17 protein-coding genes are annotated in these 22,653 nt (G+C 59.4%); 5 read left to right on the top strand and 12 right to left on the bottom strand.

The window, feature by feature from the left end:
- The first annotated feature begins 73 nt into the window (after positions 1-73).
- The gene (locus D109_RS0115930; RefSeq protein WP_010175063.1) at positions 74-349 is read left to right on the top strand and encodes a hypothetical protein; all 276 of its coding nucleotides are present in this window, start codon (positions 74-76) and stop codon (positions 347-349) included.
- A 113-nt stretch (positions 350-462) separates the two neighbouring features.
- Here D109_RS0115930 and D109_RS0115925 read toward each other — a convergent pair whose 3' ends face one another.
- The 11 genes from D109_RS0115925 to D109_RS0115875 all read right to left on the bottom strand — a co-directional run bounded on the left by D109_RS0115925 (position 463) and on the right by D109_RS0115875 (position 17,389).
- A complete protein-coding gene (locus D109_RS0115925) occupies positions 463-1,434 on the bottom strand; it encodes a peptide ABC transporter ATP-binding protein (protein ID WP_003215987.1) in 972 nt (323 codons plus the stop codon).
- Entirely contained in the window at positions 1,434-2,402 is a 969-nt protein-coding gene (locus D109_RS0115920) for an ABC transporter ATP-binding protein (RefSeq protein ID WP_003215989.1), read from the bottom strand. Before D109_RS0115920 ends, D109_RS0115925 begins: the two co-directional genes overlap by 1 nt.
- A 10-nt stretch (positions 2,403-2,412) precedes the next feature.
- Positions 2,413-3,324: an ABC transporter permease subunit gene (locus D109_RS0115915; RefSeq protein WP_003215991.1), complete on the bottom strand. Its 912-nt coding sequence runs from the start codon at positions 3,322-3,324 to the stop codon at positions 2,413-2,415.
- Between the two features lie 10 nt (positions 3,325-3,334).
- Complete coding sequence (locus D109_RS0115910; RefSeq protein ID WP_003215992.1) at positions 3,335-4,345, bottom strand: ABC transporter permease subunit; 1,011 nt, start codon at positions 4,343-4,345, stop codon at positions 3,335-3,337.
- A gap of 74 nt (positions 4,346-4,419) precedes the next feature.
- Complete coding sequence (locus tag D109_RS0115905; RefSeq protein WP_017477765.1) at positions 4,420-6,018, bottom strand: ABC transporter substrate-binding protein; 1,599 nt, start codon at positions 6,016-6,018, stop codon at positions 4,420-4,422.
- A gap of 81 nt (positions 6,019-6,099) precedes the next feature.
- A complete protein-coding gene (locus D109_RS0115900) occupies positions 6,100-7,497 on the bottom strand; it encodes an OprD family outer membrane porin (RefSeq protein ID WP_017477764.1) in 1,398 nt (465 codons plus the stop codon).
- A 171-nt stretch (positions 7,498-7,668) separates the two neighbouring features.
- Positions 7,669-9,213 (bottom strand): ABC transporter substrate-binding protein, encoded by a 1,545-nt coding sequence (locus tag D109_RS0115895; protein WP_371103574.1) that lies wholly within the window; start codon positions 9,211-9,213, stop codon positions 7,669-7,671.
- A gap of 363 nt (positions 9,214-9,576) precedes the next feature.
- Entirely contained in the window at positions 9,577-11,205 is a 1,629-nt protein-coding gene (locus tag D109_RS0115890; RefSeq protein ID WP_017477762.1) for an ABC transporter substrate-binding protein, read from the bottom strand.
- A 258-nt stretch (positions 11,206-11,463) separates the two neighbouring features.
- Positions 11,464-13,065 carry an ABC transporter substrate-binding protein gene (locus D109_RS0115885; RefSeq protein ID WP_017477761.1) on the bottom strand — a complete coding sequence of 534 codons (1,602 nt, stop codon included), beginning with the start codon at positions 13,063-13,065 and terminating at the stop codon, positions 11,464-11,466.
- A 137-nt stretch (positions 13,066-13,202) separates the two neighbouring features.
- A complete protein-coding gene (locus D109_RS01000000131960) occupies positions 13,203-16,334 on the bottom strand; it encodes a dermonecrotic toxin domain-containing protein (RefSeq protein WP_017477760.1) in 3,132 nt (1,043 codons plus the stop codon).
- Positions 16,335-16,675: 341 nt separating this feature from the next.
- The gene (locus tag D109_RS0115875) at positions 16,676-17,389 is read right to left on the bottom strand and encodes an SIMPL domain-containing protein (RefSeq protein WP_003216012.1); all 714 of its coding nucleotides are present in this window, start codon (positions 17,387-17,389) and stop codon (positions 16,676-16,678) included.
- Between the two features lie 206 nt (positions 17,390-17,595).
- On the opposite strand from D109_RS0115875, the gene D109_RS0115870 reads away from it, so the two are divergent.
- From D109_RS0115870 to D109_RS0115860, 3 genes are all read left to right on the top strand, one after another.
- Positions 17,596-18,858, top strand: a complete 1,263-nt coding sequence (locus tag D109_RS0115870; RefSeq protein WP_017477759.1) for an ATP-binding protein — start codon at positions 17,596-17,598, stop codon at positions 18,856-18,858.
- Positions 18,851-19,411: a response regulator transcription factor gene (locus D109_RS0115865; protein WP_003216016.1), complete on the top strand. Its 561-nt coding sequence runs from the start codon at positions 18,851-18,853 to the stop codon at positions 19,409-19,411. The genes D109_RS0115870 and D109_RS0115865 overlap by 8 nt, the downstream gene beginning before the upstream one ends.
- 100 nt (positions 19,412-19,511) lie before the next feature.
- Entirely contained in the window at positions 19,512-21,236 is a 1,725-nt protein-coding gene (locus tag D109_RS0115860; protein ID WP_026078005.1) for an ABC transporter ATP-binding protein/permease, read from the top strand.
- Positions 21,237-21,434: 198 nt separating this feature from the next.
- Here the strand turns inward: D109_RS0115860 and D109_RS0115855 are convergent, their stop codons facing one another.
- The gene (locus D109_RS0115855; protein WP_003216019.1) at positions 21,435-21,872 is read right to left on the bottom strand and encodes a YhcB family protein; all 438 of its coding nucleotides are present in this window, start codon (positions 21,870-21,872) and stop codon (positions 21,435-21,437) included.
- Positions 21,873-22,019: 147 nt separating this feature from the next.
- Between D109_RS0115855 and D109_RS0115850 the strand changes: the two genes are divergently transcribed.
- Positions 22,020-22,649, top strand: a complete 630-nt coding sequence (locus tag D109_RS0115850; RefSeq protein WP_026078004.1) for an alpha/beta hydrolase — start codon at positions 22,020-22,022, stop codon at positions 22,647-22,649.
- The last annotated feature ends 4 nt before the right edge of the window (positions 22,650-22,653 follow it).

Genomic DNA, 22,653 nt, shown 5'->3' with positions numbered 1-22,653 from the left:
GACTAGCTTGAAGCAAGGCGACGGCGGACAGCTGTCGTACGCAATTCAACTCCTGACTGGGCGGAATTCGACCATGAGTATCTTTCAACGTGTGGTGCTGTTGCTCAAAGTGCTGGTGATGTTGTCGTTGGGCATGTCTTCCGCGTGGGCCACGACGGCGGTGCAGAGCCATGGCACGGGGTTTGTGGCGGCGAAGACGGTGCAGGCGGGTGGCTTGCAGCTGGCCAAGAGTGAATCCGAGCCCGGTGACGAAAACCAGGGCGGCTCCAAGGACGATGACGATGCCGAGAACCCGGACAATGACGGCGAAGACAGCGACACCTACAACGATGGCGACAGCGATACGTAAGTAACGCGGGCAAAAGAAAGCCCCTCTTGCCGGACAGATGCGCTATCCGACAAGAAGGGCTGTAGAACACTGGAATGCTCTGGACTCACCCTCCAGAGCATTTTTTTTGCACGTCAGACCACAAATTGCTCCGCGTAGTGGCAAGCCACCTGGCGGTTGTCCAGTGGTCGCAGCACCGGTTCATCGGTGCTGCACAGCTGGGTCGCGTACGGGCAGCGCTTGTGGAAGGCGCAGCCAGACGGCGGGTTCAACGGGTTGGGCAGCTCGCCGACGATCTTGATCTTCGGCTTGTTCGGGTCCGGATGAATGGTCGGGGTCGCCGACAGCAGCGCCTGGGTGTACGGGTGCAGCGGGCGTGCGTAGATGTCTTCCTTCGGCCCCACTTCCACCGGGCGGCCGAGGTACATCACCATCACGTCGTCGGCGACGTGTTGCACCACCGCGAGGTTGTGGGAGATGAACACGTAGGCGGTGTTGAATTCCTGCTGCAGGTCCATGAACAGGTTCAGCACCTGGGCCTGGATCGACACGTCCAGCGCCGAGGTCGGTTCATCCGCCACCAGCACTTTCGGTTGCAGCATCATCGCCCGGGCCAGTGCGATCCGCTGGCGCTGGCCACCGGAGAACATGTGCGGGTAGCGCTGATAATGCTCAGGGCGCAGGCCCACTTGCTTCATCATCGCCTGCACCTTTTCCCGGCGCTCGGCGGCGGACAGGTTGGTGTTGATCAACAACGGCTCGCCCAGTTGGTCACCGACTTTCTGGCGCGGGTTCAGCGAGGCGTACGGGCTCTGGAATACCATCTGCACGTCTTTGCGCAATTGCTTGCGCTGGGCCTTGTCGGCGCCGGCCACTTCCTGGCCGGCGATTTTCAGCGAGCCGGAAGACGGCTCTTCAATCAAGGTCAGGGCGCGGGCCAGGGTGGATTTGCCGCAACCGGATTCGCCCACGACCGCGAGGGTCTTGCCGGCTTCCAGCTCGAACGACACACCATTGAGCGCACGCACCAGGGCGTGGCCCTTGAACAGGCCACGGGACACTTCGTAGTGACGGGTCAGGTCGCGGGCGGTAAGTACGACGGCCATTACGCCACCTCCTGATTCAGCGGGTAGAAGCAGCGGGCAAGGCTGTGGCTTTTCGGGTCAAGGCCCGGGCGTTGGGCGCGGCAGGACTCCTGCACATATGGGCAGCGTGGCGACAGCAGGCAACCCTGCGGGCGGTCATAACGGCCGGGCACGATACCCGGCAGCGTGGCCAGGCGCGTGGCGCCCAGGCTGTGCTCGGGAATCGCCTTGAGCAGTGCTTCGCTGTACGGGTGCGCCGGGATGTCGAACAACTGCGGCACCTGGCCGACTTCCACGGCCTGGCCGGCGTACATCACACACACGCGCTGGGCGGTTTCGGCCACCACGGCGAGGTCGTGGGTGATCAGCACCAGGCCCATGTTCTGCTCTTTCTGCAAGGCCAGCAGCAGGTCCATGATCTGGGCCTGGATGGTCACGTCGAGTGCGGTGGTCGGTTCATCGGCGATCAGCAGTTTCGGCTCGCCGGCGATGGCCATGGCGATCGCCACACGCTGGCTCATACCACCGGACAGCTGGTGCGGGTAGGCATCCATACGGCTGGCAGCGCCTGGGATTTCCACCTTTTCCAGCAGTTCGATGGCACGCTTGCGCGCTTGCTTGCCGGACATTTTCAAGTGCAGGCGCAGCACTTCCTCGATCTGGAAACCCACGGTGTAGCTGGGGTTCAGGGCAGTCATCGGGTCCTGGAACACCATCGCCAGGTCTTTGCCGACGATCTGCCGACGCTGACGGTTGCTCAGCTTGAGCATGTCCTTGCCGTCGAAGTTCAGGGCGTCGGCGGTGACGATGCCGGGGTGCTCGATCAGGCCCATCAGCGCCATCATGGTCACGGATTTACCCGAACCGGACTCGCCAACGATCGCCAGTACTTCGCCTTTGTCGACGGAGATGTCGAGGCCATCGACCACCGGCACGGCGGTCTTGTCGCCGAAGCGGACATTGAGATTCTTGATTTCTAGCAGTGACATGGGAATCTCCTCAGGCGGCATTCTTGAGTTTCGGGTCCAGCGCATCGCGCAGCCCGTCGCCCATCAGGTTGATTGCCAGCACGCTGAGCAAAATGGTCAAGCCAGGCAGGCTCACGACCCACCAGGCGCGTTCGATGTAGTCGCGGGCCGAGGCCAGCATGGTGCCCCACTCAGGGGTTGGCGGTTGTACGCCAAGGCCCAGGAAGCCCAGGGCGGCAGCATCGAGAATCGCCGAGGAGAAACTCAGGGTGGCCTGAACGATCAGCGGCGCCATGCAGTTCGGCAGCACGGTGACGAACATCAGGCGCGGCAGGCCGGCGCCGGCGAGGCGGGCGGCGGTCACGTAGTCACGGTTCAGTTCGCCCATCACCGCAGCGCGGGTCAGGCGGACATAGGACGGCAGCGACACGATCGCGATGGCGATCACGGTGTTGATCAGGCCAGGGCCGAGGATCGCGACAATGGCTACAGCCAGCAGCAGCGACGGCAGGGCCAGCATGATGTCCATCAGACGCATGATGGTCGGGCCGAGCAGGCGCGGGAAAAACCCGGCGAACAGACCCAGCAGGATCCCCGGGATCAGCGACATGACGACCGACGACAAGCCGATCAGCAACGACAGGCGCGAACCCTGGATCAGGCGTGACAGCAGGTCACGGCCCAGTTCGTCGGTGCCCAGCAGGAACTGGATCTGCCCACCTTCCAGCCAGGCCGGAGGGGTCAGCAGGAAGTCACGGTATTGCTCGCTCGGGTTGTGCGGGGCCACCCAAGGGGCGAACAGCGCGCAAAACACCACCAGCAACATGAACAGCAGGCCGGCAACCGCGCCTTTGTTCTTGGAGAAGGCTTGCCAGAATTCTTTGTACGGGGACGGGTACAGCAGGCTTTGATCGACTGCTACCGCGGGAGTAGGTGTGGTCATGGTCATGATCTCAGCGCTGGTGACGGATGCGTGGGTTGGCGAAGCCGTAGAGGATATCCACCACGAAGTTCACCAGAATCACCAGGCAGGCGATTAACAGGATGCCGTTTTGCACCACGGGATAGTCCCGTGCGCCAATGGCTTCGATCAGCCATTTGCCGATGCCGGGCCACGAGAAGATGGTTTCGGTCAGGACGGCGCCGGCCAGCAATGTGCCGACTTGCAGGCCGACCACGGTGAGTACCGGGATCAAGGCGTTACGCAGGCCGTGGACGAACACCACGCGCGCCGGCGACAGGCCTTTGGCCTTGGCGGTGCGGATGTAGTCCTCGCGCAATACTTCAAGCATCGACGAACGGGTCATCCGGGCGATAACGGCCAGCGGGATGGTACCGAGCACGATGGCCGGCAGGATCAGGTGGTGCAGCGCATCCCAGAATGCGTCCGGCTCGTCAGCCAGCAGGGTGTCGATCAGCATGAAGCCGGTGCGCGGCTCGATGTCGTAGAGCAGGTCGATCCGTCCCGACACTGGCGTCCAGCCCAGGCTCACGGAGAAGAACATGATCAGGATCAGGCCCCACCAGAAGATCGGCATCGAATATCCCGCCAGGGAGATGCCCATCACCCCATGGTCGAACAGGGATCCTCGCTTCAAGGCCGCGATCACCCCGGCTAACAGCCCCAGGATGCCGGCGAACAACAGGGCGGCCATGGACAGTTCCAGGGTCGCGGGGAAAAGTGCGGTGAATTCAGTCCACACGCTGGTACGGGTACGCAGGGATTCGCCGAGGTCGCCGTGGGCGAGCTTGCCGACATAATCCAGGTATTGCGCGTAAAGCGGTTTGTTCAGACCAAGGCGTTCCATTGCCTGAGCGTGCATCTCGGGGTCGACTCGTCGTTCGCCCATCATGACTTCGACGGGGTCGCCAGGGATCATGCGAATCAACGCGAACGTCAGCAAGGTGATGCCGAAAAACGTGGGGATCAATAACCCCAATCGGCGGGCAATAAAACTAAACATCTTGTTGTGTACCTCAATCAGCCGGTTAGGCAGGTTCGGCACCGTCAATGTCGACGGTGCCGAGCGTCTCTTATCTACTTCACCTGGGTGGTGGCGAAGTTATTTGTAGTCAGAGGGCTTTGGGTATAACCCTCGACGTTTTTACGCATGGCGGTAAACATTTTCGGGTAAGCCATGGGAATCCATGGTTGGTCCTTGTCGAAAACGTCCATGGCTTGTTCATAGAGTGCAGCGCGCTGTGCGGGTTCAGCGATAGCGCGTGCCTTGTCGATCAAGTCTTGAAACTCTTTGTTACACCAGCGGGCGTAGTTTTCGCCGTTTTTCGCTGCATCGCAACTCAAGTTCGGGGTGAGGAAGTTATCCGGGTCCCCGTTATCCCCCGCCCAGCCGGCGGAGACCATGTCATGTTCGCCATTCTTGGCGCGTTTGAGCATTTCGCCCCATTCCATGACCTTGATGTTCACTTTCAGGCCGATTTGCGCCAGGTCCGCCTGCATGCGCTGGGCGCCGAGCATCGGATTAGGGTTGGTCGGGCCGCCGCCGTTGCGGGTGAACAGGGTGATCTCGGTGCCTTCCGGTACGCCGGCTTCCTTGAGCAGGGCGCGGGCCTTGTCCAAGTCACGTGGCGGGTTCTTCAGCTTGTCGCTGAAGCCCAGCAAGGTGGGTGGGTAAGGCCCGGTGGCGTCGACTGCGTTGCCTTTGCCGTACAGGGACTCGTTGTAGCCTTTCTTGTCGAACGCGATGTTGATCGCGTGACGCACCCGCGCGTCGCTCATGTACTTGTGGGTGGTGTTCAGCGCGGTGTAGGCGGTGGTCATCGCGGCCAGTTCCGCCACCTTCAGGTTCGGGTCGGCCTTCATGCTCGGCACGTCATCCGGTTTCGGATACAGCGCGATCTGGCATTCGTTGGCCTTGAGCTTTTGCAGGCGCACGTTGTTGTCGGTGGTGATGGCCAGGATCAGCGGGTCAGCCGGCGGCTTGCCACGGAAGTAGTCCGGGTTGGCCTTGAAGCGCACTTGGGCGTCTTTGGCGTAGCGGGTGAAGATGAACGGGCCGGTGCCGATTGGCTTGGCGTTCAGGTCGTCGGTCTTGCCGGACTTGAGCAATTGGTCGGCGTATTCGGCGGAGTGAATCGAGGAAAACGCCATGGCCAGGTCGGCCAGGAACGGTGCTTCAGGGCGGGTCAGGGTGAAGACTACGGTGTGGTCATCGGTCTTCGTTACGCTCTTGAGCAGTTCCTTGAAGCCCATGCTTTCAAAGTATGGGTAGCCCACGTTGGACTTGTTGTGCCACGGGTGATTCGGGTCCAGCTGGCGCTGGAAGCTCCAGAGCACGTCGTCGGCGTTCATGTTGCGCGTGGGTTTGAAGTAGTCGGTGGTGTGGAACTTGATGTCGTCACGCAGGTGAAAGGTGTAGGTCAGGCCATCGGCACTGATTTCCGGCAGGTCCTTGGCCAGCGCCGGGATCACTTCGGTGGTGCCGGGCTTGAAGTCCACCAGGCGGTTGAACATGGTTTCGGCCGCAGCGTCGGCGGTGACAGCCGTGGTGTACAGGACCGGATCGAAGCCTTCCGGGCTGGCTTCGGTGCAGACGACCAACGGTTTGGCCGAGATGCCGACAGCGACGCTCAACAGCGCAGCGGCAATGGCAGCTTGTAACGGGAGCATTTTCATCTAAGAGCCCTCTGCAATCGATTGGACCAGACAAGCGTAGGCGGCGGGCTCGTCCTGAGCTCGCCGCCGACCTGGCGCTGATTAAAGAATGTTGAACGGGATGGTGGTGACCAGGCGGAACTCACGGATGTTGCCGTCAGCCTGATTTTCGCTGGCGCGGTGAGTGACGTAGGTACCACGGATGGTGGTGGCCTTGAGCGAGCCGCTCTGGATCGCGTAAGCCGCGCCCACGCCGTATTCCTGGTGCTTCTCGCCGTCCATCAGGCGCAGGTCGCTACGTGCCACGCCAGATTCGCCGTAGGCAGTACCGGTGTAGTGAGTACCGTCGATGCCCCAGCCGCGAGCCGAGTAGATGTTGAACTTCAGGCCTGGCACGCCGTATTCGGCCATGTTGATACCGTAGGCGATCTGGAAGGATTTCTCGTTCGGTCCGTTAAAGTCGGAGGTCAAGGAGTTGGCCAGGTAGATACCGTTGGTTTCGTGCAGGTAGTCGAAGTACTCGTCACCGTTGATGGCCTGGTAGGAGAAGGTCAGGCTGTGGGCCTGGTGAGTCAGGCCGAAAGACAACGAGTAAGTGTCGTTGTCGATGCTGCCCATCTTCTTGCTGCCGGTATCGGTCGTTTTGTAGTAGTTCAGGCCGGTGGTCAGTGCCAGGGTCTGGGCATCACCCAGTTCGTGGGTGGCGCCGACGTAGTACTGGTTCCAGAAGTCTTCGACGTTAGCGGCGAACACGCTGGTTTTCAGGCTTTTGAATGGCTGGTAGTTGAAACCCAGGGTTTTGACTTTGTCGGTGGTCTGGCCGTTACCGTACTCGGAACGGAATTTCGACAGGCTTTGCTCGGTCCGTGGCGAAACGCGATCGAAGATGCCGCCCTGGAACGACAGGTTGCTGAACTCTTCGCTGTTGAAGCTCACACCTTCAAAGCTCGAAGGCAGTGCACGGTTGCCGATGGTGTCGACGATGCCGCTGCTGAAGTTCTGGCGACCGGCGGTCAAGGTGGTGTTCGAGACACGGAACTTGACGTTGGCCAGGCCCAGTTTGCTCCACTGGTCTACGGCGTCGCCGTTGGAGTCGGCCAGGGTACGGTTGGAGCCGCCCTTGATGTCGCGCTTGCTGCGGTCCAGGACCAGAGCGTTGTAGACCGCCACTTCAGTGCTCACGCCAACGGTGCCTTTGGTAAAGCCCGAGGTACCGTTGAGGATGGTGCCTTGTACCCAGTTGGTACGGTACGCATCGGTACGGGCCTGGTTGTGCTTCTCGTAACCGAATTTCTGGCCACGGAACTTCTGTTCGTTGGAAAACCAGTTACGGGTTGTACCGCCCAGGCTAAATCCATCGATGTAGCCTTTGGCCTCGCTTTGGGCGCTGGTGCCGGCCAATGTGGTTGGAACGAAGTCCTGGCTTGCAGGTTCAGCGTAGGCGGTAGCCGTGATGCTGCTGATGGCCAGGGCCAGTAGCGCGGTGCTGCTCAGTTTCATGGGTGACGCTCCTTTGGTTCTCTTTTTAATGCCGGTCTTTTTAGGTGAACCGGCTATTGGGTGTGTAACTCGTTCAAGCCTTTGCAAACGTTTGCCCAAGGGTAAAACCCGAAATAAGGCTGCACGTTTGCAGCAAGGCGAGTGCTCGCCCTGCGCAATCCGGTTATCTTTTTATGGGTTGATGCTGACGCCCGAGAACACGTTGCGGCCGAAGGGGCTGACTTTGAACCCTTCGACTTTGGCGCTTAACGGCTGGTTGACCGTCGAGTGGGCGACTGGCGTGATTGGCACCTGCTGCTTGAGCAGTTGCTGCGCCTGTTTGTACAGAACAGTCCTTTGTTCGCGGTCGGTCACGACCTTGGCTTGCTTGATCAGCTTGTCGTACGCCGGGTCACACCACATGGAGTAGTTGTTCCCGCCGATGGCGTCGCAGCTGTAGAGGGTGCCCAGCCAGTTGTCGGGGTCACCGTTGTCGCCGGTCCAGCCGATCAGGCTGATATCGTGCTCGCCATTCTTGGTGCGCTTGATGTACTCGCCCCATTCATAGCTGACAATCTTGACCTTGAGGCCAATCTTCGCCCAATCGCTTTGCAGCATTTCGGCCATCAGCTTGGCGTTGGGGTTGTACGGCCGTTGCACCGGCATCGCCCACAGGGTGATCTCGGTGCCTTCCTTCACGCCGGCAGCCTTGAGCAGTTCCTTGGCTTTTTCCGGGTTGTAGGCGGCGTCCTTGATGGTGTCGTCGTAAGACCACTGGGTCGGTGGCATGGCGTTGACCGCCAGTTGCCCCGCGCCCTGGTACACGGCGTTGAGAATGCTCTGCTTGTTCACCGCCATGTCCAGGGCCTGGCGCACTTCGAGCTGGTCGAAGGGTTTGTGCCGCACGTTATAGGCGATGTAGCCAAGGTTGAAGCCTGGCTTGGTCAGCAGTTGCAGCTTCGGGTCGGCCTTCAGGGCTTCGACGTCGGCCGGGCGCGGGTGCAGAGTGATCTGGCATTCACCGGCCTTGAGCTTTTGCACCCGCACCGAGGCGTCGGTGTTGATCGCAAAAATCAGCTGGTCGAGCTTCACGCGGCTCGGGTCCCAGTACTGTTTGTTGCCGGTGTAGCGAATCTGCGAGTCTTTCTGGTAGCGCTGGAACACGAACGGCCCGGTGCCGATCGGCTTCTGGTTGATGTCGCTGGGCTTGCCGGTCTTGAGCAAATGGTCGGCGTATTCAGCCGACAGGATCGAGGCGAAGCTCATGGCGATGTTCTGGATGAACGCGGCGTCGACCGTGTTCAAGGTCATCACCACGGTGTGCGGGCCGGTTTTCTCGACCTTCGCGATGTTTTTGTTCAGGCTCATCCCGTTGAAGTACGGGAACTCGGTGGGGTAGGCCTTGCGGAACGGGTGTTCGGGGTCAAGCATGCGATTGAAGGTGAACAGCACATCGTCGGCGTTGAAATCACGCGTCGGCTTGAAGTCTTTGTTGCTGTGGAATTTCACCCCTTCGCGCAGGTGGAAGGTGTAGGTCAGGCCGTCTTCGGAAATATCCCAACGGGTTGCCAGGCCCGGTACGACATTGGTCGCGCCTTTTTCGAACTCGGCCAAGCGGTTGTAGATAGGCTCGGCGGCGTCGTTATCGGTAGCCGTCGTGTATTGCGCGGTGTCGAAGCCAGCCGGGCTGCCTTCGGAGCAAAACACCAGGCTCTTTTTCTCGGCAGCCTGGCCCATCGAGGCCACAGCCAACAGGCTGGTGCCGAATATCGCGGATAGAACGGTGGTATGGCGCATGACAATCCCGATCCTTGTTTGTTGTTTTCGTCAGTGAGCAATCGCAAGGCCATTCAAGGCCTTGCGACAACACTGATCCCACAACGGCAGTTGCCTACAGAGACGATGCTTCTGCCGTGCCACGACGTTATGGGTCGGGAGCCGGGCAGTAAATGCAACGAATCTGACAGACCTTGTAGGTAACGGAGCCGCGATTCGCAGTTAGCTGCCGTAGGACGGCAGCGTATGCGGATGTGGTCTGTTTCCTACGGCCTTGGCGGATGCAATAACGGCGACGTTATGAAACGTCGCCGCCAGTGATCCTTACTTGCCGCTTACGCTCACGCCGTAGAAGGAGTTCAAGCCAAATGGGCTGATCTTGAAGTCCTGCACGTTGTTGCGCATGGGTTGATACACCGTCGAGTGCGCGATAGGTGTCATCGGGACTGCATCTTTGAGGATATGTTGCGCCTGCTTGTACAGCTCGGTGCGTTTGGCTACGTCGGAAGTCGCCTTGGCTTCTTTCACGATGCCGTCGAATTTCTTGTCGCACCACTTGGAGAAGTTGTTGCCGGCCAGGGAGTCGCAGCCGAACAGCACGTTCAGCCAGTTGTCCGGGTCACCATTGTCGCCGCTCCAGCCAATGATCATGGCCTGGTTCTCGCCGCCTTTGGAACGCTTGATGTACTCGCCCCACTCGTAGCTGACGATGTTCACTTTCAGGCCGATCTGTTTCCAGTCGTTCTGCAGCATCTCAGCCATCAGCTTGGCGTTCGGGTTGTACGGACGCTGGACCGGCATCGCCCACAGGGTGATCTCGGTGCCTTCCTTGACGCCGGCTTCCTTGAGCAAAGCCTTGGCTTTGGTCACATCAAACGGCGCATCCTTGATGGTGGTGTCGTAGGACCATTGGGTAGGCGGCATGGCGTTGACGGCCAGTTGGCCTGCGCCCTGGTAAACCGAGTCGATGATCTGCTGCTTGTTCACCGACATGTCCAGGGCTTCACGCACCCGGATGTCCGACAGCGGGTTGGGCGCGGTCTGGCCCTTGAGGACCGGCATTACGTTGTAGGCGATGTAGCCCAGGTTGAAACCGGCCTGGTGCGGCAGTTTCAGGTCCTTGTCTTCACCCAGCGCCTTGAGGTCGGCTGGACGTGGGAACAGGGTCACCTGGCATTCGTTTTTCTTCAGTTTCTGGATACGCACCGACGGGTCGGTGGTGATGGCGAAGATCAGGTTGTCGATCTTCACGTCTTCAGGCTTCCAGTAATCCTTGTTGCCGGTGTAACGGATGTTGGAGTCTTTCTGGTAGCTCTTGAACACGAACGGACCAGTGCCGATTGGCTTCTGGTTGATGTCCTGTGCCTTGCCTTCCTTCAACAGTTGGGCGGCGTATTCAGCCGACTGGATGGAGGCGAAGCTCATGGCCAGGTTTTGGATGAAGGCGGCGTCCACGGTGCCAAGGGTGAACTTGACGGTGTGGTCATCGACTTTCTCGATGTTCTTGATGTTGGTGTCCATACCCATGTCCGTGAAGTACGGGAACTCGGTTGGGTAGGCTTTACGGAACGGATCGTCTTTATTGATCATCCGGTTGAAGGTGAACAGTACGTCGTCAGCCGTGAATTCACGAGTTGGCTTGAAGTACGGGGTGGTGTGGAACTTGACGCCTTCGCGCAGGTGGAAGGTGTACGTCAGGCCATCCGGGGAAACATCCCAGGTCGTGGCCAGCCCAGGAACAACAGCGGTGCCGCCGCGCTCGAACTGGGTCAGACGGTTGAACATGGTTTCGGCCGAAGCATCGAAGTCTGTTCCGGTGGTGTACTGGCCTGGATCAAAACCGGCCGGGCTCCCTTCGGAGCAGAACACCAGGTTGCTCGCCGCTTGGGCGAAAGGTGCAGCAGCCATTAAACCGGCGCTGACTAATAACGGAATGACTGCGTGTTTAAGCATGTTGGCCTCATGATTTGTTGTCATTTTTGGTAGTGAGGGCGACCTCGTGAGTCGACCTGCGGATACTTATGCAGGGCCCATACCCAATGCAAGATGTTGAGAGCCTACAACGGCTAAACAGTGGTACGAACGTACACGAATGTCGCATATGTGTAAGTTCAGACACATTTACGCACTTTTGAAGGGTTTTTTCGGTGCGAGGGCTGCACCAGGAATGCCCAACCGAGGCGTCTGGCGCACTCGGTTGGGGCGTCGCTGTTACTTATTCAGACTGACGCCGTAGAACGGTGTGAGTCCAAATGGACTGATCTTGAAGTCCTGTACTTCCTTTCGAAGGGGCTGGAAAACCGTCGAGTTTGCAATAGGTGTTATAGGTACTTGTTCCTTAAGGATTTTTTGTGCCTGCTGATACCACTTGATGCGCTGTTCACGGTCGCTGCTGACCTTGGCCTGCTGCACGAGTTTGTCGTAGGCCGGGTTACACCACTTCGCATAGTTGCTGCCCTTCACCGCGGCACAACTGTAGAGCACGCCGAGCCAGTTATCTGGGTCACCGTTGTCGCCGGTCCAGCCGTAGATCATCACGTCGTGCTCGCCGGCTTTGGCGCGTTTGATGTATTCGCCCCACTCATAGCTGACGATATTGGCCTTGATGCCGATCTTTTCCCAATCCTGCTGGATCATCTGCGCCGACATCCGGGCGTTGGGATTCGACGCGCGTTGAACCGTCATCGCCCACAGGTTGAGGGTGGTACCTGGTGCAACCCCTGCTTCTTTTAGTAGCGCCCGGGCCTTGGCCGGATCGTAGGGCGCGTCCTTGATTGTCGGGTCATAAGACCACTGCGCCGGAGGCAGGGCGTTCTGCGCCAATTGTCCGGCGCTCTGGTACACCGCCTTGATGATTGCCGGCTTGTCGATGGCCATGTCCAGCGCCTGGCGCACCTTGAGCTGGTCCAGTGGCGGATGGGTCACGTTGTAGGCGAGAAAGCCCAGGTTGAAGCCGGCTTGCTGAAGGACCCGCAGGTTGGGGTCCTGCTTCATCACTTCGATATCGGAAGGGCGCGGGTAACCGCTGACCTGGCACTCGCCGGCCTTGAGCTTTTGCAGGCGCACGGCTGCGTCCGGAGTGATGGAGAACACCAGGTTGTCGAGCTTCACATCGTCGGGCTTCCAATACTGTTTATTGGCGCTGTAGCGAATCTGCGAATCCTTCTGGTAACGCTTGAACACAAATGGCCCGGTGCCCACCGGCTTCTGGTTGATGTCGGCGGCCTTGCCTTCCTTGAGCAACTGCGCGGCATATTCGGCGGACTGCACCGAGGCGAAGCTCATGGCCAGGTTCTGCACGAAGGAGGCATCAACGTTGTTCAGGTTGAAGCGCACGGTGTGCTCGTCGAGTTTTTCGACGTTCTTGATGGTGGTGTTCAAGCCCATGTCGGTGAAGTAGGGCGATTCCGATGGATAGGCTTTACGGAACGGGCTTTCGGGATCCAGCAGGCGCTGGAAGGTGAACAGCACATCGTCGGCGTTGAAGTCCCGGGTCGGGGTGAAGTAGTCGGTGGTGTGGAACTTGACGCCATCGCGCAGGTGGAAGGTGTAGGTCAGACCGTCTTTGGACACATCCCAGCTTGTCGCCAGGCCGGGTTCGACTTCAGTGCCGCCGCGCTTGAACTGGGTCAGGCGGTTGAACACGGTTTCGGCGGAGGCATCGAAATCGGTGCCGCTGGTGTACTGGCTGGGGTCGAAGCCGGCGGGGCTGGCTTCGGAGCAGTAGACCAGGGTGCTGGCCGCTTGGGCCAGAGGCATAAAGGCGAGCAGGCTTGCGGCGAGGAGCAGCGGCTTTAAGGTAATTCTTTCCATGGAGACCCCTGAAGTGGCAGGTAAACGCTGCCCAAACGATAACGGCGGTCACCGAGGTTACCGCCGTTCAGGATTCTCAGGTAGAGGGCATGCAGCCAGACGCTGTTCCTGTTGTCCCTCTACCGAGTTCAACGTTTTTAAACTTCAGTTAACACTGAAATTTGAAGAGTGCTCGGGGCATGTTTGTCGATGACGTAGGGATTGCTTTCCCTCTCGATTTCATTGCTCTCCCTTATGGTAAAGGTGCGCTTGGTCGTGATCTCGACGCCGGGAACCCTCATGAGATCCTGGTCGGGGTTCGAGATGGGGTTTTTAGAAATAACGCTGACCTGTGCGCTGTTATCAACAGGGTCATATTCGATTGTGAACTTAGTTTCTCCTCCGCTGAGGTAATACCCGTCTTTCAGGCCCGATTCCGTCCCGTTTATGTAATGGGTGGCGGGTGCCAGAGAACCTTGATGCGCCACTTCAGATATACGTGCGCGCATCAATGGGTCGGGAACGATGTTCTCGAATTGCTGCAGCCGTCCTGCTTTGAGTTCATCCTCGGTGGCGGCCGTGCTACTGAGGTCCATGCTGAGCTCAGGTTTTTCTTTGTTGATAACCGAGTAATCGAAGCGATGAATGTCTTTTACGAAGCTATCCGAGTAATCGCCTGTACCCAACGCAGTGGGCTTGGCTTTTTCAGAGTCCAGAACCGTGAAGTTGTCTTCTTCCAGCTGCCAGGAAACCTGGAATTTTTTTTCGGTGACAACACCCTTCACTTGCCGGGTGTTTTGAACGGCGTACTCATATTTGACGTTCTCATCAAACATCAAATATTCATCAATCTTTTCGGCTCCCTTCGTTTCCAGCCCCTCTACCTCGAAATTTCTCGCGATGGGTGAGGGCGGCAATTGGTCTATGGAGGACGACGAAGATGAATTTCGGCTCCATGGCCATCCGCCTTTGCCACTCGCCCGCACCCAATCGCCATCATTGGTATGGTGTACCGTCATCACCGGCTTTCGGCTGACGGGGTCAATGATCTGCACATAGTCGTCACTGAGTTTGAAATCTCCCCTGATCTCGTACACCTTGCTGACGCCTGTGTCGTCGGTATGCCGGATTAACCACTGATCAACGCCGTTACCGTCCTTGATCTGATAAATGCCCTTCGCGTTGGGTGTGCTGTTGGCAATCAACTGATCACCGTCTGCTACGGCATGGCCACTGATATTGCCTGCCTGTGAGGGCTGTAGCCGATTCGGCAAGCCACGGCCTGCCCGGCCCTCCAAGGAGGGGAGAGAGGTTTCCTGGCTGGGTAGCGTCGTTCCGTTCTCGCGGGGTATTGCAAACGGGACTTCAACCTTCGCGCTTGCGCCGGCGGAAAACAAGGTGTTGAGCGCTCCATCAAAGGCTTTCCAGGCGCCATTGCTGCGTTCGGCCTGGGTGTCGCCCGAAGCGGATTTTTCCGCACCCAACGCCAATTCCGTGACGCCGAGGGTTACGGCTGCGGCGGCAACGGGGGCACCCGCCGGCGCAATGGGGGCTACGAGCTTGGCGGCTGCGGAAATGTCATTGAGCCAGCTGTCCCTGGTTACTTCGCTGTTGGATTTAATCGCGATGTCCGCATCGCTGGTCATGCGCTCCTTCGCCTGGTCCCGCATATGGCTGAAGACGTCACCTTCGATGCGCACATAGTTGCGATCAATGGTTTCGCCTTCCATCTTCGACCAATCGCCGTTGCCCAGATGAGCCAGTGAGGAGTCGACGCCGAATTTTCCGAGCGCGCCGCCATCCTGGCGGTTGTACAGGGAGAAATGCGAAGCGAGTGCCTCGCGTTTTTTGGGGTCCTTGGCCTGCTCCACCACCCATTCATCCATTTTGTCCAGGGAGGGGAACCTCAGGAATGCCGGCTTGGCACCGGGGATATAGAGGATTTGCGTTCCGTCGCGACGGTTGTTCTGATAGTTGTACTGTTTGTCATCCAGGGCGGAGAAACGGATGATGTCGCTGGAACCCCAGCCATTGATATCGAACGGGTAGGCTCTTACCTGATCCTTGGCCGGTGCTTCTGCCTGCAGTTGGGAGACGGTCAGTGGTGCGTTTTTATCTTGGGGAAGATTGGACGCGGCCTTCATGACCAGGTTGTAGTCCTCCTGGGTGAACTGGTGTTCAGCCGGCATCAGTTTTTTTTCGAGGGGCGTCTTTACGTCATACTCATTCAGTTGCTGGCGCGCCTGCTGGACGAATTTTCCCTTCAAGACGGTGCGGTAATCTTCGCCGTGGGCTTTCCAGAACTGGTCTATTTTCTTACTCATGTGCGTCTGGAAGTCAGTTTTCCAACTCTCGTGCATCAACGTCGAAGGGGCGAGCGGGAACTGGTTGTGGGCGCCATACCCACCCTTGGTGCTTTCTCCGGTGCCGGCCTTGTAAATGCCCGCTTCAGTGTCAAGTTGCCCCGGGATCTGGTCGTGTTCCGAGAAGTTATCCAGCAGCGCATCCGGGAGGGGTTTCGAATAGAACGGCTCTTCGTTCATGTGCATCGCCCCGGTGGCGGTGCCCGGAGAGGCGCTTTGCGCGTGACGGAAACGATTGAAATACAGAGTGTCGACGTCCACGTTTTTTTCGCCGGTCAAGCGCTCGACCAATTCGCCAGCCCATTTCTTGGCTTCGTCGCGCACGCTGGGGTAGGCGTTCGCCATGTTGCTTGCCAGGCGCGTAAAAGCCAGTTTTTGCGGTGCCGCGGCATATGAAGCCTCGGCGTTGCGCTTCTGTATTTCCAGCGCCTGCGCTGAACGCAGGTTGGCCGGTCGCAGGCGGTCATCGGCGGCAATGGCGCCGAAAGACTGGCTGTGCTCCAGCTGCCTTATCTGAGTTCTGCCCTGCGCGAGGTTGGCGGGGAGCGGTATACCGTAGAAGTTAGCGACCACTCTCGCGCTGACCTCCACCGTATTCTCGTCTGAGCGTATGCGTAACGTCTGTCCGGCGACGGGAACGATAACCTGGGCGGACGCCAGAAGGGGCCCGGAAACCTGTGCCCAGCCTGAACCGTCGGTCAGCGAAAAGTCCTTCTTCACGCCGTTGACGTTGGCGGACATGGCACCGGTGGAAGGCACGACCGACAGAGTGGACGGGTCGATGTTCTGCTCGCGCATCCAGCCCTGGATAACCGGGTGTTCCAGTTGCGAGCGATACAGCTCAAGCCATTGGCCCAACACCGTCTGGGCGGGGACCTTGACCAAGCCGGGCGGGTGACCTTCGGCCTTACGTTGTATCACGCTCATGTAAGCCTGGACCAGGGCTGGGTCCCCGGGAGCTGCGGCTTCAACTTGCTGCGGTTGCGCTGGAATAGGGGCGCGGCGTCGTTGACGCTGCTGGGAGCATGAAGCGTTCAGTTACGCTCTGTGTGGGCGCGGACAAACGATGGGACATGGGTGCGGTACTCGATAGTGGTTTGGACACATACCCGCAGAGCAATCCCTGTCAACGTGGGGGGTATATATAGGTGTCAAAAGCCGGGCTATCGATTCCGTAGTGAAATCAGAGGTGATTTACAGGATATGTTCTCACCTGAATACAAAACGCTGCCCGTAGGCAGCGTCATTGCAACTCGGGTACCGCTCAATCAGGGCATCTGGACTTCGATCACGCCATCAGCGGTCATATTGACCTGGCTGGTACCCGCTTCAACTTCCGGCGTCGGCGCTGAATCCATCGCCGCCGCTTTCATCATCATCCCGCCACGTGCATACGGCTGTGGATAACCATTGGTGTTGAAGTTCAGGTTGACGATCTTGTAGCCCTTGCCGCCCAGCGCATCGGTGGCCAGTTGTGCACGGGCCTTGAACGCGGTGACCGCCTCTTTAAGCAGGGCATCTTCGCTGGCCTTGCGGGTCGGGTTGGCGATGGCGAAATCCATGCTGTCCATTTTCAGGTTGGTCAGCATGTCGCCGGTGAGCTTGGACAGCGCGGCGAAGTCGGCACTTTCCATGCGCAGTTCAGCGCGTTCACGCCAGCCGGTGATTTTCTGGTTCTTGTTGTCGTAGATCGGGTAGCTGTTGCGGCTGCCCTGGCGCAAGGTCACGCCTTTGACTTCGCGGGCCTGGGCCAGCGCCTTGTTCATGGTGGTGGTGATTTCGGCGGCCAGCTTGGCCGGGTCGGTGTTCTGCGACTCGGTGTACAGGGTGACGATCATCTGGTCGCGCGCCACTTCCTGGCTGACTTCGGCACGCAGGGAAATCTGGTTGTAATGCAGTTCGTCAGCGGCCATGGCCGGCAGGCTGGCGAGGGTAGCGGCGCCGAGGGTGAGGGTGGCTGCACTGCGAATGAAACGAGACATGTAAGCTCCTTGAGATGTTCGTGTTCGGTAAGACTGTAGACGCAAGGTTTCAGTTCTTCGGGTTTACACATTCGCTACAAGTTGGCGGATGCCGACGAACGGTCATGATCCTGACCCCTGCGTCAAAGAGCCACACACGCCGTGCCAGCGCTGTCGCTTCGTTTATACTCCGTGCGATCCGCCTGCAGCGCTCATCGGGAGAGCTCATGCTCGCCGCCGTAAAACTGACTTCCGCCACCCGCCAGAACCTCTGGCGCCTGACGTTCATCCGCACCCTGGTACTGGCCGCACAGGCCGGTTCGGTGGGGCTCGCCTATTGGTTCAACCTGCTGCCGCTGCCTTGGCTGCAACTGGCCGTGACCCTCGGGTTTTCCACGGTACTGTGCGTGTTTACCGCCATTCGCCTGCGCACCACATGGCCGGTGACCGAACTGGAGTACTCCCTGCAACTGGCCTGCGACCTGTTTATCCACAGTGTGTTGCTGTACTTCTCCGGCGGCTCCACCAACCCTTTCGTTTCTTATTACCTGGTGCCACTGACCATTGCGGCGGTGACGCTGCCGTGGCGCTATTCGGTGGTGCTGTCGGGCATCGCCCTGACCCTGTACACCCTGCTGCTGGCGCAGTTCTACCCGTTACAGACCTTCCCCATCGCCCGGGAAAACCTGCAGATCTATGGCATGTGGCTGAGCTTTGCCCTGTCGGCGGCGGTCATCACCTTTTTTGCCGCGCGAATGGCGGAAGAGCTGCGCCGCCAGGAAGAGTTGCGCGCCATTCGCCGTGAAGAAGGCCTGCGTGACCAGCAGTTGTTGGCCGTTGCCACCCAGGCTGCCGGCGCAGCCCATGAATTGGGCACGCCGCTGGCGACCATGAGCGTACTGCTCAAGGAAATGACCCAGGACCACCACGACCCGGCCCTGCAAGACGACCTGAGTGTGCTGCAGGAGCAGGTCAAGCAGTGCAAGCTGACGTTGCAACAACTGGTGCGCGCCGCCGAAGCCAATCGCCGCCTGGCAGTGGAGATGCAGGACGTCACCCAGTGGCTGGACGAAGCCCTGAACCGCTGGCACCTGATGCGTCCCGAAGCCAGCTACCGTTTCCACTTGCTGGGCCAGGGCACGGTGCCGCGCATGGCGCCGCCGCCGGACTTGACCCAGGCGCTGCTGAACCTGCTGAACAACGCCGCCGATGCCTGCCCGGAAGGGTTGGAAGTGACCCTGGACTGGGACTCGGAAGACTTCACCATCAGCATTCGCGACCACGGTGCCGGCGTGCCGCTGGCGATTGCCGAGCAGATCGGCAAACCCTTCTTTACCACCAAGGGCAAAGGCTTCGGCCTCGGCCTGTTTTTGAGCAAGGCCAGCGTGACTCGCGCGGGCGGCTCAGTGAAACTCTATAGTCATGAGGAAGGCGGCACGCTCACCGAGCTGCGCCTGCCCCGTGTCGCACGAGGAGACATCGATGAGTGACGAGATCCAAGTCGAAGGCGAAGAACTGCCGCACCTGCTGCTGGTAGATGACGACGCCACCTTTACCCGCGTGATGGCCCGCGCCATGAGCCGTCGTGGCTTTCGCGTGAGCACCGCCGGTTCCGCCGAAGAAGGCCTGGCCATCGCCACGGCCGACCTGCCGGAATACGCGGCCCTGGACCTGAAAATGGACGGCGACTCCGGCCTGGTGCTGCTGCCCAAGCTGCTGGAGCTGGACCCGGAAATGCGCGTGGTGATCCTCACCGGCTATTCCAGCATTGCCACCGCCGTCGAGGCGATCAAGCGGGGTGCCTGCAACTACCTGTGCAAACCGGCGGACGCCGACGACGTGCTGGCCGCCTTGCTCTCCGAGCACGCCGACCTCGACACCCTGGTGCCGGAAAACCCGATGTCGGTGGACCGCCTGCAGTGGGAACACATCCAGCGGGTGTTGACCGAGCACGAAGGCAATATCTCCGCCACGGCCCGCGCCCTGGGCATGCACCGTCGAACGTTGCAGCGCAAGTTGCAGAAACGCCCGGTTCGACGTTGAACGGCGACTGAACAATCTGCGTCAGGCCGCACGGAGCCCTGAACCGATCGTCTATGATCGGTTCAAACGCCTGTTATTTTTTTCCTACCGAGCCTGAACAATGAATCAGAACGCTGAGTATTCCGCGGTCAATGACGCGGTGCGTGGGCAATTTTTAAGGAAAGTGTGGGCGCTGATCACCCCTTACTGGCGCAGTGAGGAGAAGGGCAAGGCCTGGCTGTTGCTGCTGGTGGTGCTGGGGCTGTCACTGTTCAGTGTGGCGGTGTCGGTGTGGTTCAACAGCTGGAACCGCGACTTCTACAACGCTCTGGAAAAGAAGGACTACGACGCCTTCACCCACTTGCTGATGTATTTCAGCGTGATCGCCGTGGTGGCGATCGTCACCGGGGTGTTCACCTCCTATTTGCAGCAAATGCTCACCATCCGCTGGCGGCGCTGGCTGACCGAAACCTATTTTGCCAAGTGGCTGAGCCAGAAGAACTACTACCACCTGGAATACGGCGGCTACACGGATAACCCCGACCAACGTATCTCCGAAGACCTCAACGCCTTCACCAGCAGCACCCTGAGCCTGGGCCTGGGTTTTATCAGTAACCTGGTGAGCCTGGTGTCGTTCTCGGTGATCCTGTGGGGCGTGTCCGGCAGCATCGAAGTGTGGGGCATCACCATTCCCGGCTACATGTTCTGGGCGGCGCTGGTCTATGCGGTGCTGGGCAGTTGGTTGACCCACTTGATTGGTCGAAAACTGATCGGCTTGAGCAACCGTCAACAACGGTTCGAGGCTGACTTGCGTTTCAGCCTGGTGCGGGTACGCGAGAACGCGGAAAGCATCGCGCTGTTCAATGGCGAGCCCAATGAACACCAGCAGCTGAGTGCGCGTTTCGGGCGGGTGTGGAGCAACTTCTGGAGCATCATGCAGCTCAAGAAGCGCCTGAATTTCTTCACCAGCGGTTACTCGCAGATCGCGATCATCTTCCCGTTTGTGGTGGCAGCGCCGCGTTACTTTTCCGGCAAGATCGAATTGGGCGTACTGATGCAAGTGGCCCAGGCGTTTGGCAGTGTGCAGGGCAGCCTCAGCTGGTTTGTCGACGCGTACACCGTGTTGGCCAGCTGGCGTGCGACCTGTGATCGTCTGCTGAGCTTCGGCGAGGCGATGGAAGAAAACGAAGGCCGCAACATGGGCATCGAGTTGCAGCGCCAGGGCGGCGGCTTGCAGGTGAACAACCTCAGCCTGGACCTGGCGGATGGTCGTCATCTGCTCGAAGGCGCCAACCTGACGGTTGCCGAAGGTGAGCGCCTGATGCTCAGCGGTCGTTCCGGCAGCGGCAAATCAACCTTGCTGCGGGCCATGGGCAATTTGTGGCCAAACGGCCACGGCAACATTCGTTTGCCGGCCGAGCGTTACCTGTTCCTGCCGCAGAAGCCGTATCTACCGATTGGCACTCTGCGTGGCGTGTTGAGTTATCCACAGGAGGAGGGCGCGTACCCGGCGGAACGTTATGCACAGGTCCTGGAAACCTGCCGCCTGGCGCACCTGATTCCACGCCTGGACGAAGCCAATCACTGGCAGCGCATGCTGTCACCGGGTGAGCAGCAGCGCCTGGCGTTTGCCCGGGCGTTGTTGTTTGAGCCGCAATGGCTGTACATGGACGAGGCCACGTCGGCGATGGACGAAGAGGATGAGGCGGCGCTTTATCAGGCGTTGATCGATGAGTTGCCGGGCTTGAGCATCGTCAGCGTCGGCCATCGCAGCAGCCTCAAGCGTTTCCATGGGCGGCATGTGCGGATACAGGACGGGCAGCTACAAGAACAACCCGTGTCCTGAGGCAGGGCGCGGTCAATGTGGGAGCGGGCTTGCTCGCGAATGCGGTGTGTCAGTCACCCGATGTATTAGCTGACCCACCGCCTTCGCGAGCAAGCCCGCTCCCACAATGGATCAGTGTTGTCTGGTCGACCTGTGTCCAACAAAAAAGCCCGGCTGATCATCGATCAGCCGGGCTTTTTCATGTCGCTTGAAAAGGTATTACTTCTTCAAGCCGTAATGCTCATCCAGCATCCCCGGGGCGTTTGGCGTTTTTGGCGCGTAGTCCCGTGGTGGTTCCTGATTTTCCCGGGGTGGGGTCAGGCGTTCCCGTGGAGCGTGCGGTGCATCGGAATGCAGCGCGGCCAGCAGGCGCTGGCGGGTGATGTCGTCCAGGGCCAGGCGGTTGGCACCCTCGGCGAGATGATCCTGTACTTCCTGATAGCTCTGAGTGAGCTTTTTCACCAGGGTCGCGGTGCTGTTGAAGTGGGTAACAACCTCGTTCTGATAACTGTCAAAACGTTCCTGAATGTCATCCAGCTGACGCTGCGTGCGGTTAGGCGCGGCATTCGGCAGCAGGCGGGCAACCAGGAATCCAATGGCGACACCGGCAACCAAGGCGAGAGTCGGCAACAACCAAACTAAGAGCGAGTGTTCCACGAGTCCTTCCTCTATAAACGGCTTTGCTTTACGTTAACGGCTCGGACCTGCGCTGTATACCGCGATTAAGCTCGCAATGATGCCATGCACAGACTTTTAGCTAGACGAGTCGACCCCTTGAGAGGTCACGGAGTTCCTTCCTTGCTGATGCGTGAAACCCCCGTTTTGATCGATGGCCCGGTAGGCCAACTGGAAGCCCTGTATCTGGATCACCCCGAGCCACGTGGCCTGGCGCTGATCTGCCACCCTAACCCGGTGCAGGGCGGCACCATGCTCAACAAAGTCGTATCGACCCTGCAGCGCACTGCGCGGGATGCCGGCTTGATCACGTTACGTTTCAATTATCGCGGTGTCGGCGCCAGCGCCGGTACGCACGATATGGGCACCGGTGAAGTCGACGACGCCGAGGCCGCGGCCACCTGGCTGCGTGAAAAACATCCCGACCTGCCGATCACCCTGCTGGGTTTTTCCTTCGGCGGGTTTGTGGCGGCCACCCTCGGCGGCCGCCTGGAAGCCAAGGGCGAAAAACTCGCGCACCTGTTCATGGTGGCCGCGGCGGTGATGCGCCTGCGGGATAACGACGTGCTGCCACAAGGCTGCCCATTGACCGTGATCCAGCCGGAAACCGACGAAGTGGTCGACCCACAACTCGTCTACGACTGGTCCGCCGCCCTGAATCGCCCCCATGAGCTGCTGAAAGTGGCAGAATGCGGACACTTTTTTCATGGCAAGCTGACCGATCTCAAGGATCTTGTGCTGCCACGTCTTTCGAATTGATGAC

The sequence above is a fragment of the Pseudomonas sp. PAMC 26793 genome, from assembly GCF_000313235.1.
Classification (GTDB): domain Bacteria; phylum Pseudomonadota; class Gammaproteobacteria; order Pseudomonadales; family Pseudomonadaceae; genus Aquipseudomonas; species Aquipseudomonas yamanorum.
The sequence above is the reverse complement of the archived record's forward strand: the minus strand, read 5'-3'. Positions and strand labels throughout refer to the sequence as shown.

Excerpts from the sequence above, each read along its gene's own strand:
- D109_RS0115930 (WP_010175063.1), top strand. The coding sequence starts at position 74 with ATGAGTATCTTTCAACGTGTGGTGCTGTTGCTCAAAGTGCTGGTGATG.
- D109_RS0115925 (WP_003215987.1), bottom strand. The coding sequence starts at position 1,434 with ATGGCCGTCGTACTTACCGCCCGCGACCTGACCCGTCACTACGAAGTG.
- D109_RS0115920 (WP_003215989.1), bottom strand. The coding sequence starts at position 2,402 with ATGTCACTGCTAGAAATCAAGAATCTCAATGTCCGCTTCGGCGACAAG.
- D109_RS0115915 (WP_003215991.1), bottom strand. The coding sequence starts at position 3,324 with ATGACCACACCTACTCCCGCGGTAGCAGTCGATCAAAGCCTGCTGTAC.
- D109_RS0115910 (WP_003215992.1), bottom strand. The coding sequence starts at position 4,345 with ATGTTTAGTTTTATTGCCCGCCGATTGGGGTTATTGATCCCCACGTTT.
- D109_RS0115905 (WP_017477765.1), bottom strand. The coding sequence starts at position 6,018 with ATGAAAATGCTCCCGTTACAAGCTGCCATTGCCGCTGCGCTGTTGAGC.
- D109_RS0115900 (WP_017477764.1), bottom strand. The coding sequence starts at position 7,497 with ATGAAACTGAGCAGCACCGCGCTACTGGCCCTGGCCATCAGCAGCATC.
- D109_RS0115895 (WP_371103574.1), bottom strand. The coding sequence starts at position 9,213 with ATGGGCCAGGCTGCCGAGAAAAAGAGCCTGGTGTTTTGCTCCGAAGGC.
- D109_RS0115890 (WP_017477762.1), bottom strand. The coding sequence starts at position 11,205 with ATGCTTAAACACGCAGTCATTCCGTTATTAGTCAGCGCCGGTTTAATG.
- D109_RS0115885 (WP_017477761.1), bottom strand. The coding sequence starts at position 13,065 with ATGGAAAGAATTACCTTAAAGCCGCTGCTCCTCGCCGCAAGCCTGCTC.
- D109_RS01000000131960 (WP_017477760.1), bottom strand. The coding sequence starts at position 16,334 with ATGAGCGTGATACAACGTAAGGCCGAAGGTCACCCGCCCGGCTTGGTC.
- D109_RS0115875 (WP_003216012.1), bottom strand. The coding sequence starts at position 17,389 with ATGTCTCGTTTCATTCGCAGTGCAGCCACCCTCACCCTCGGCGCCGCT.
- D109_RS0115870 (WP_017477759.1), top strand. The coding sequence starts at position 17,596 with ATGCTCGCCGCCGTAAAACTGACTTCCGCCACCCGCCAGAACCTCTGG.
- D109_RS0115865 (WP_003216016.1), top strand. The coding sequence starts at position 18,851 with ATGAGTGACGAGATCCAAGTCGAAGGCGAAGAACTGCCGCACCTGCTG.
- D109_RS0115860 (WP_026078005.1), top strand. The coding sequence starts at position 19,512 with ATGAATCAGAACGCTGAGTATTCCGCGGTCAATGACGCGGTGCGTGGG.
- D109_RS0115850 (WP_026078004.1), top strand. The coding sequence starts at position 22,020 with ATGCGTGAAACCCCCGTTTTGATCGATGGCCCGGTAGGCCAACTGGAA.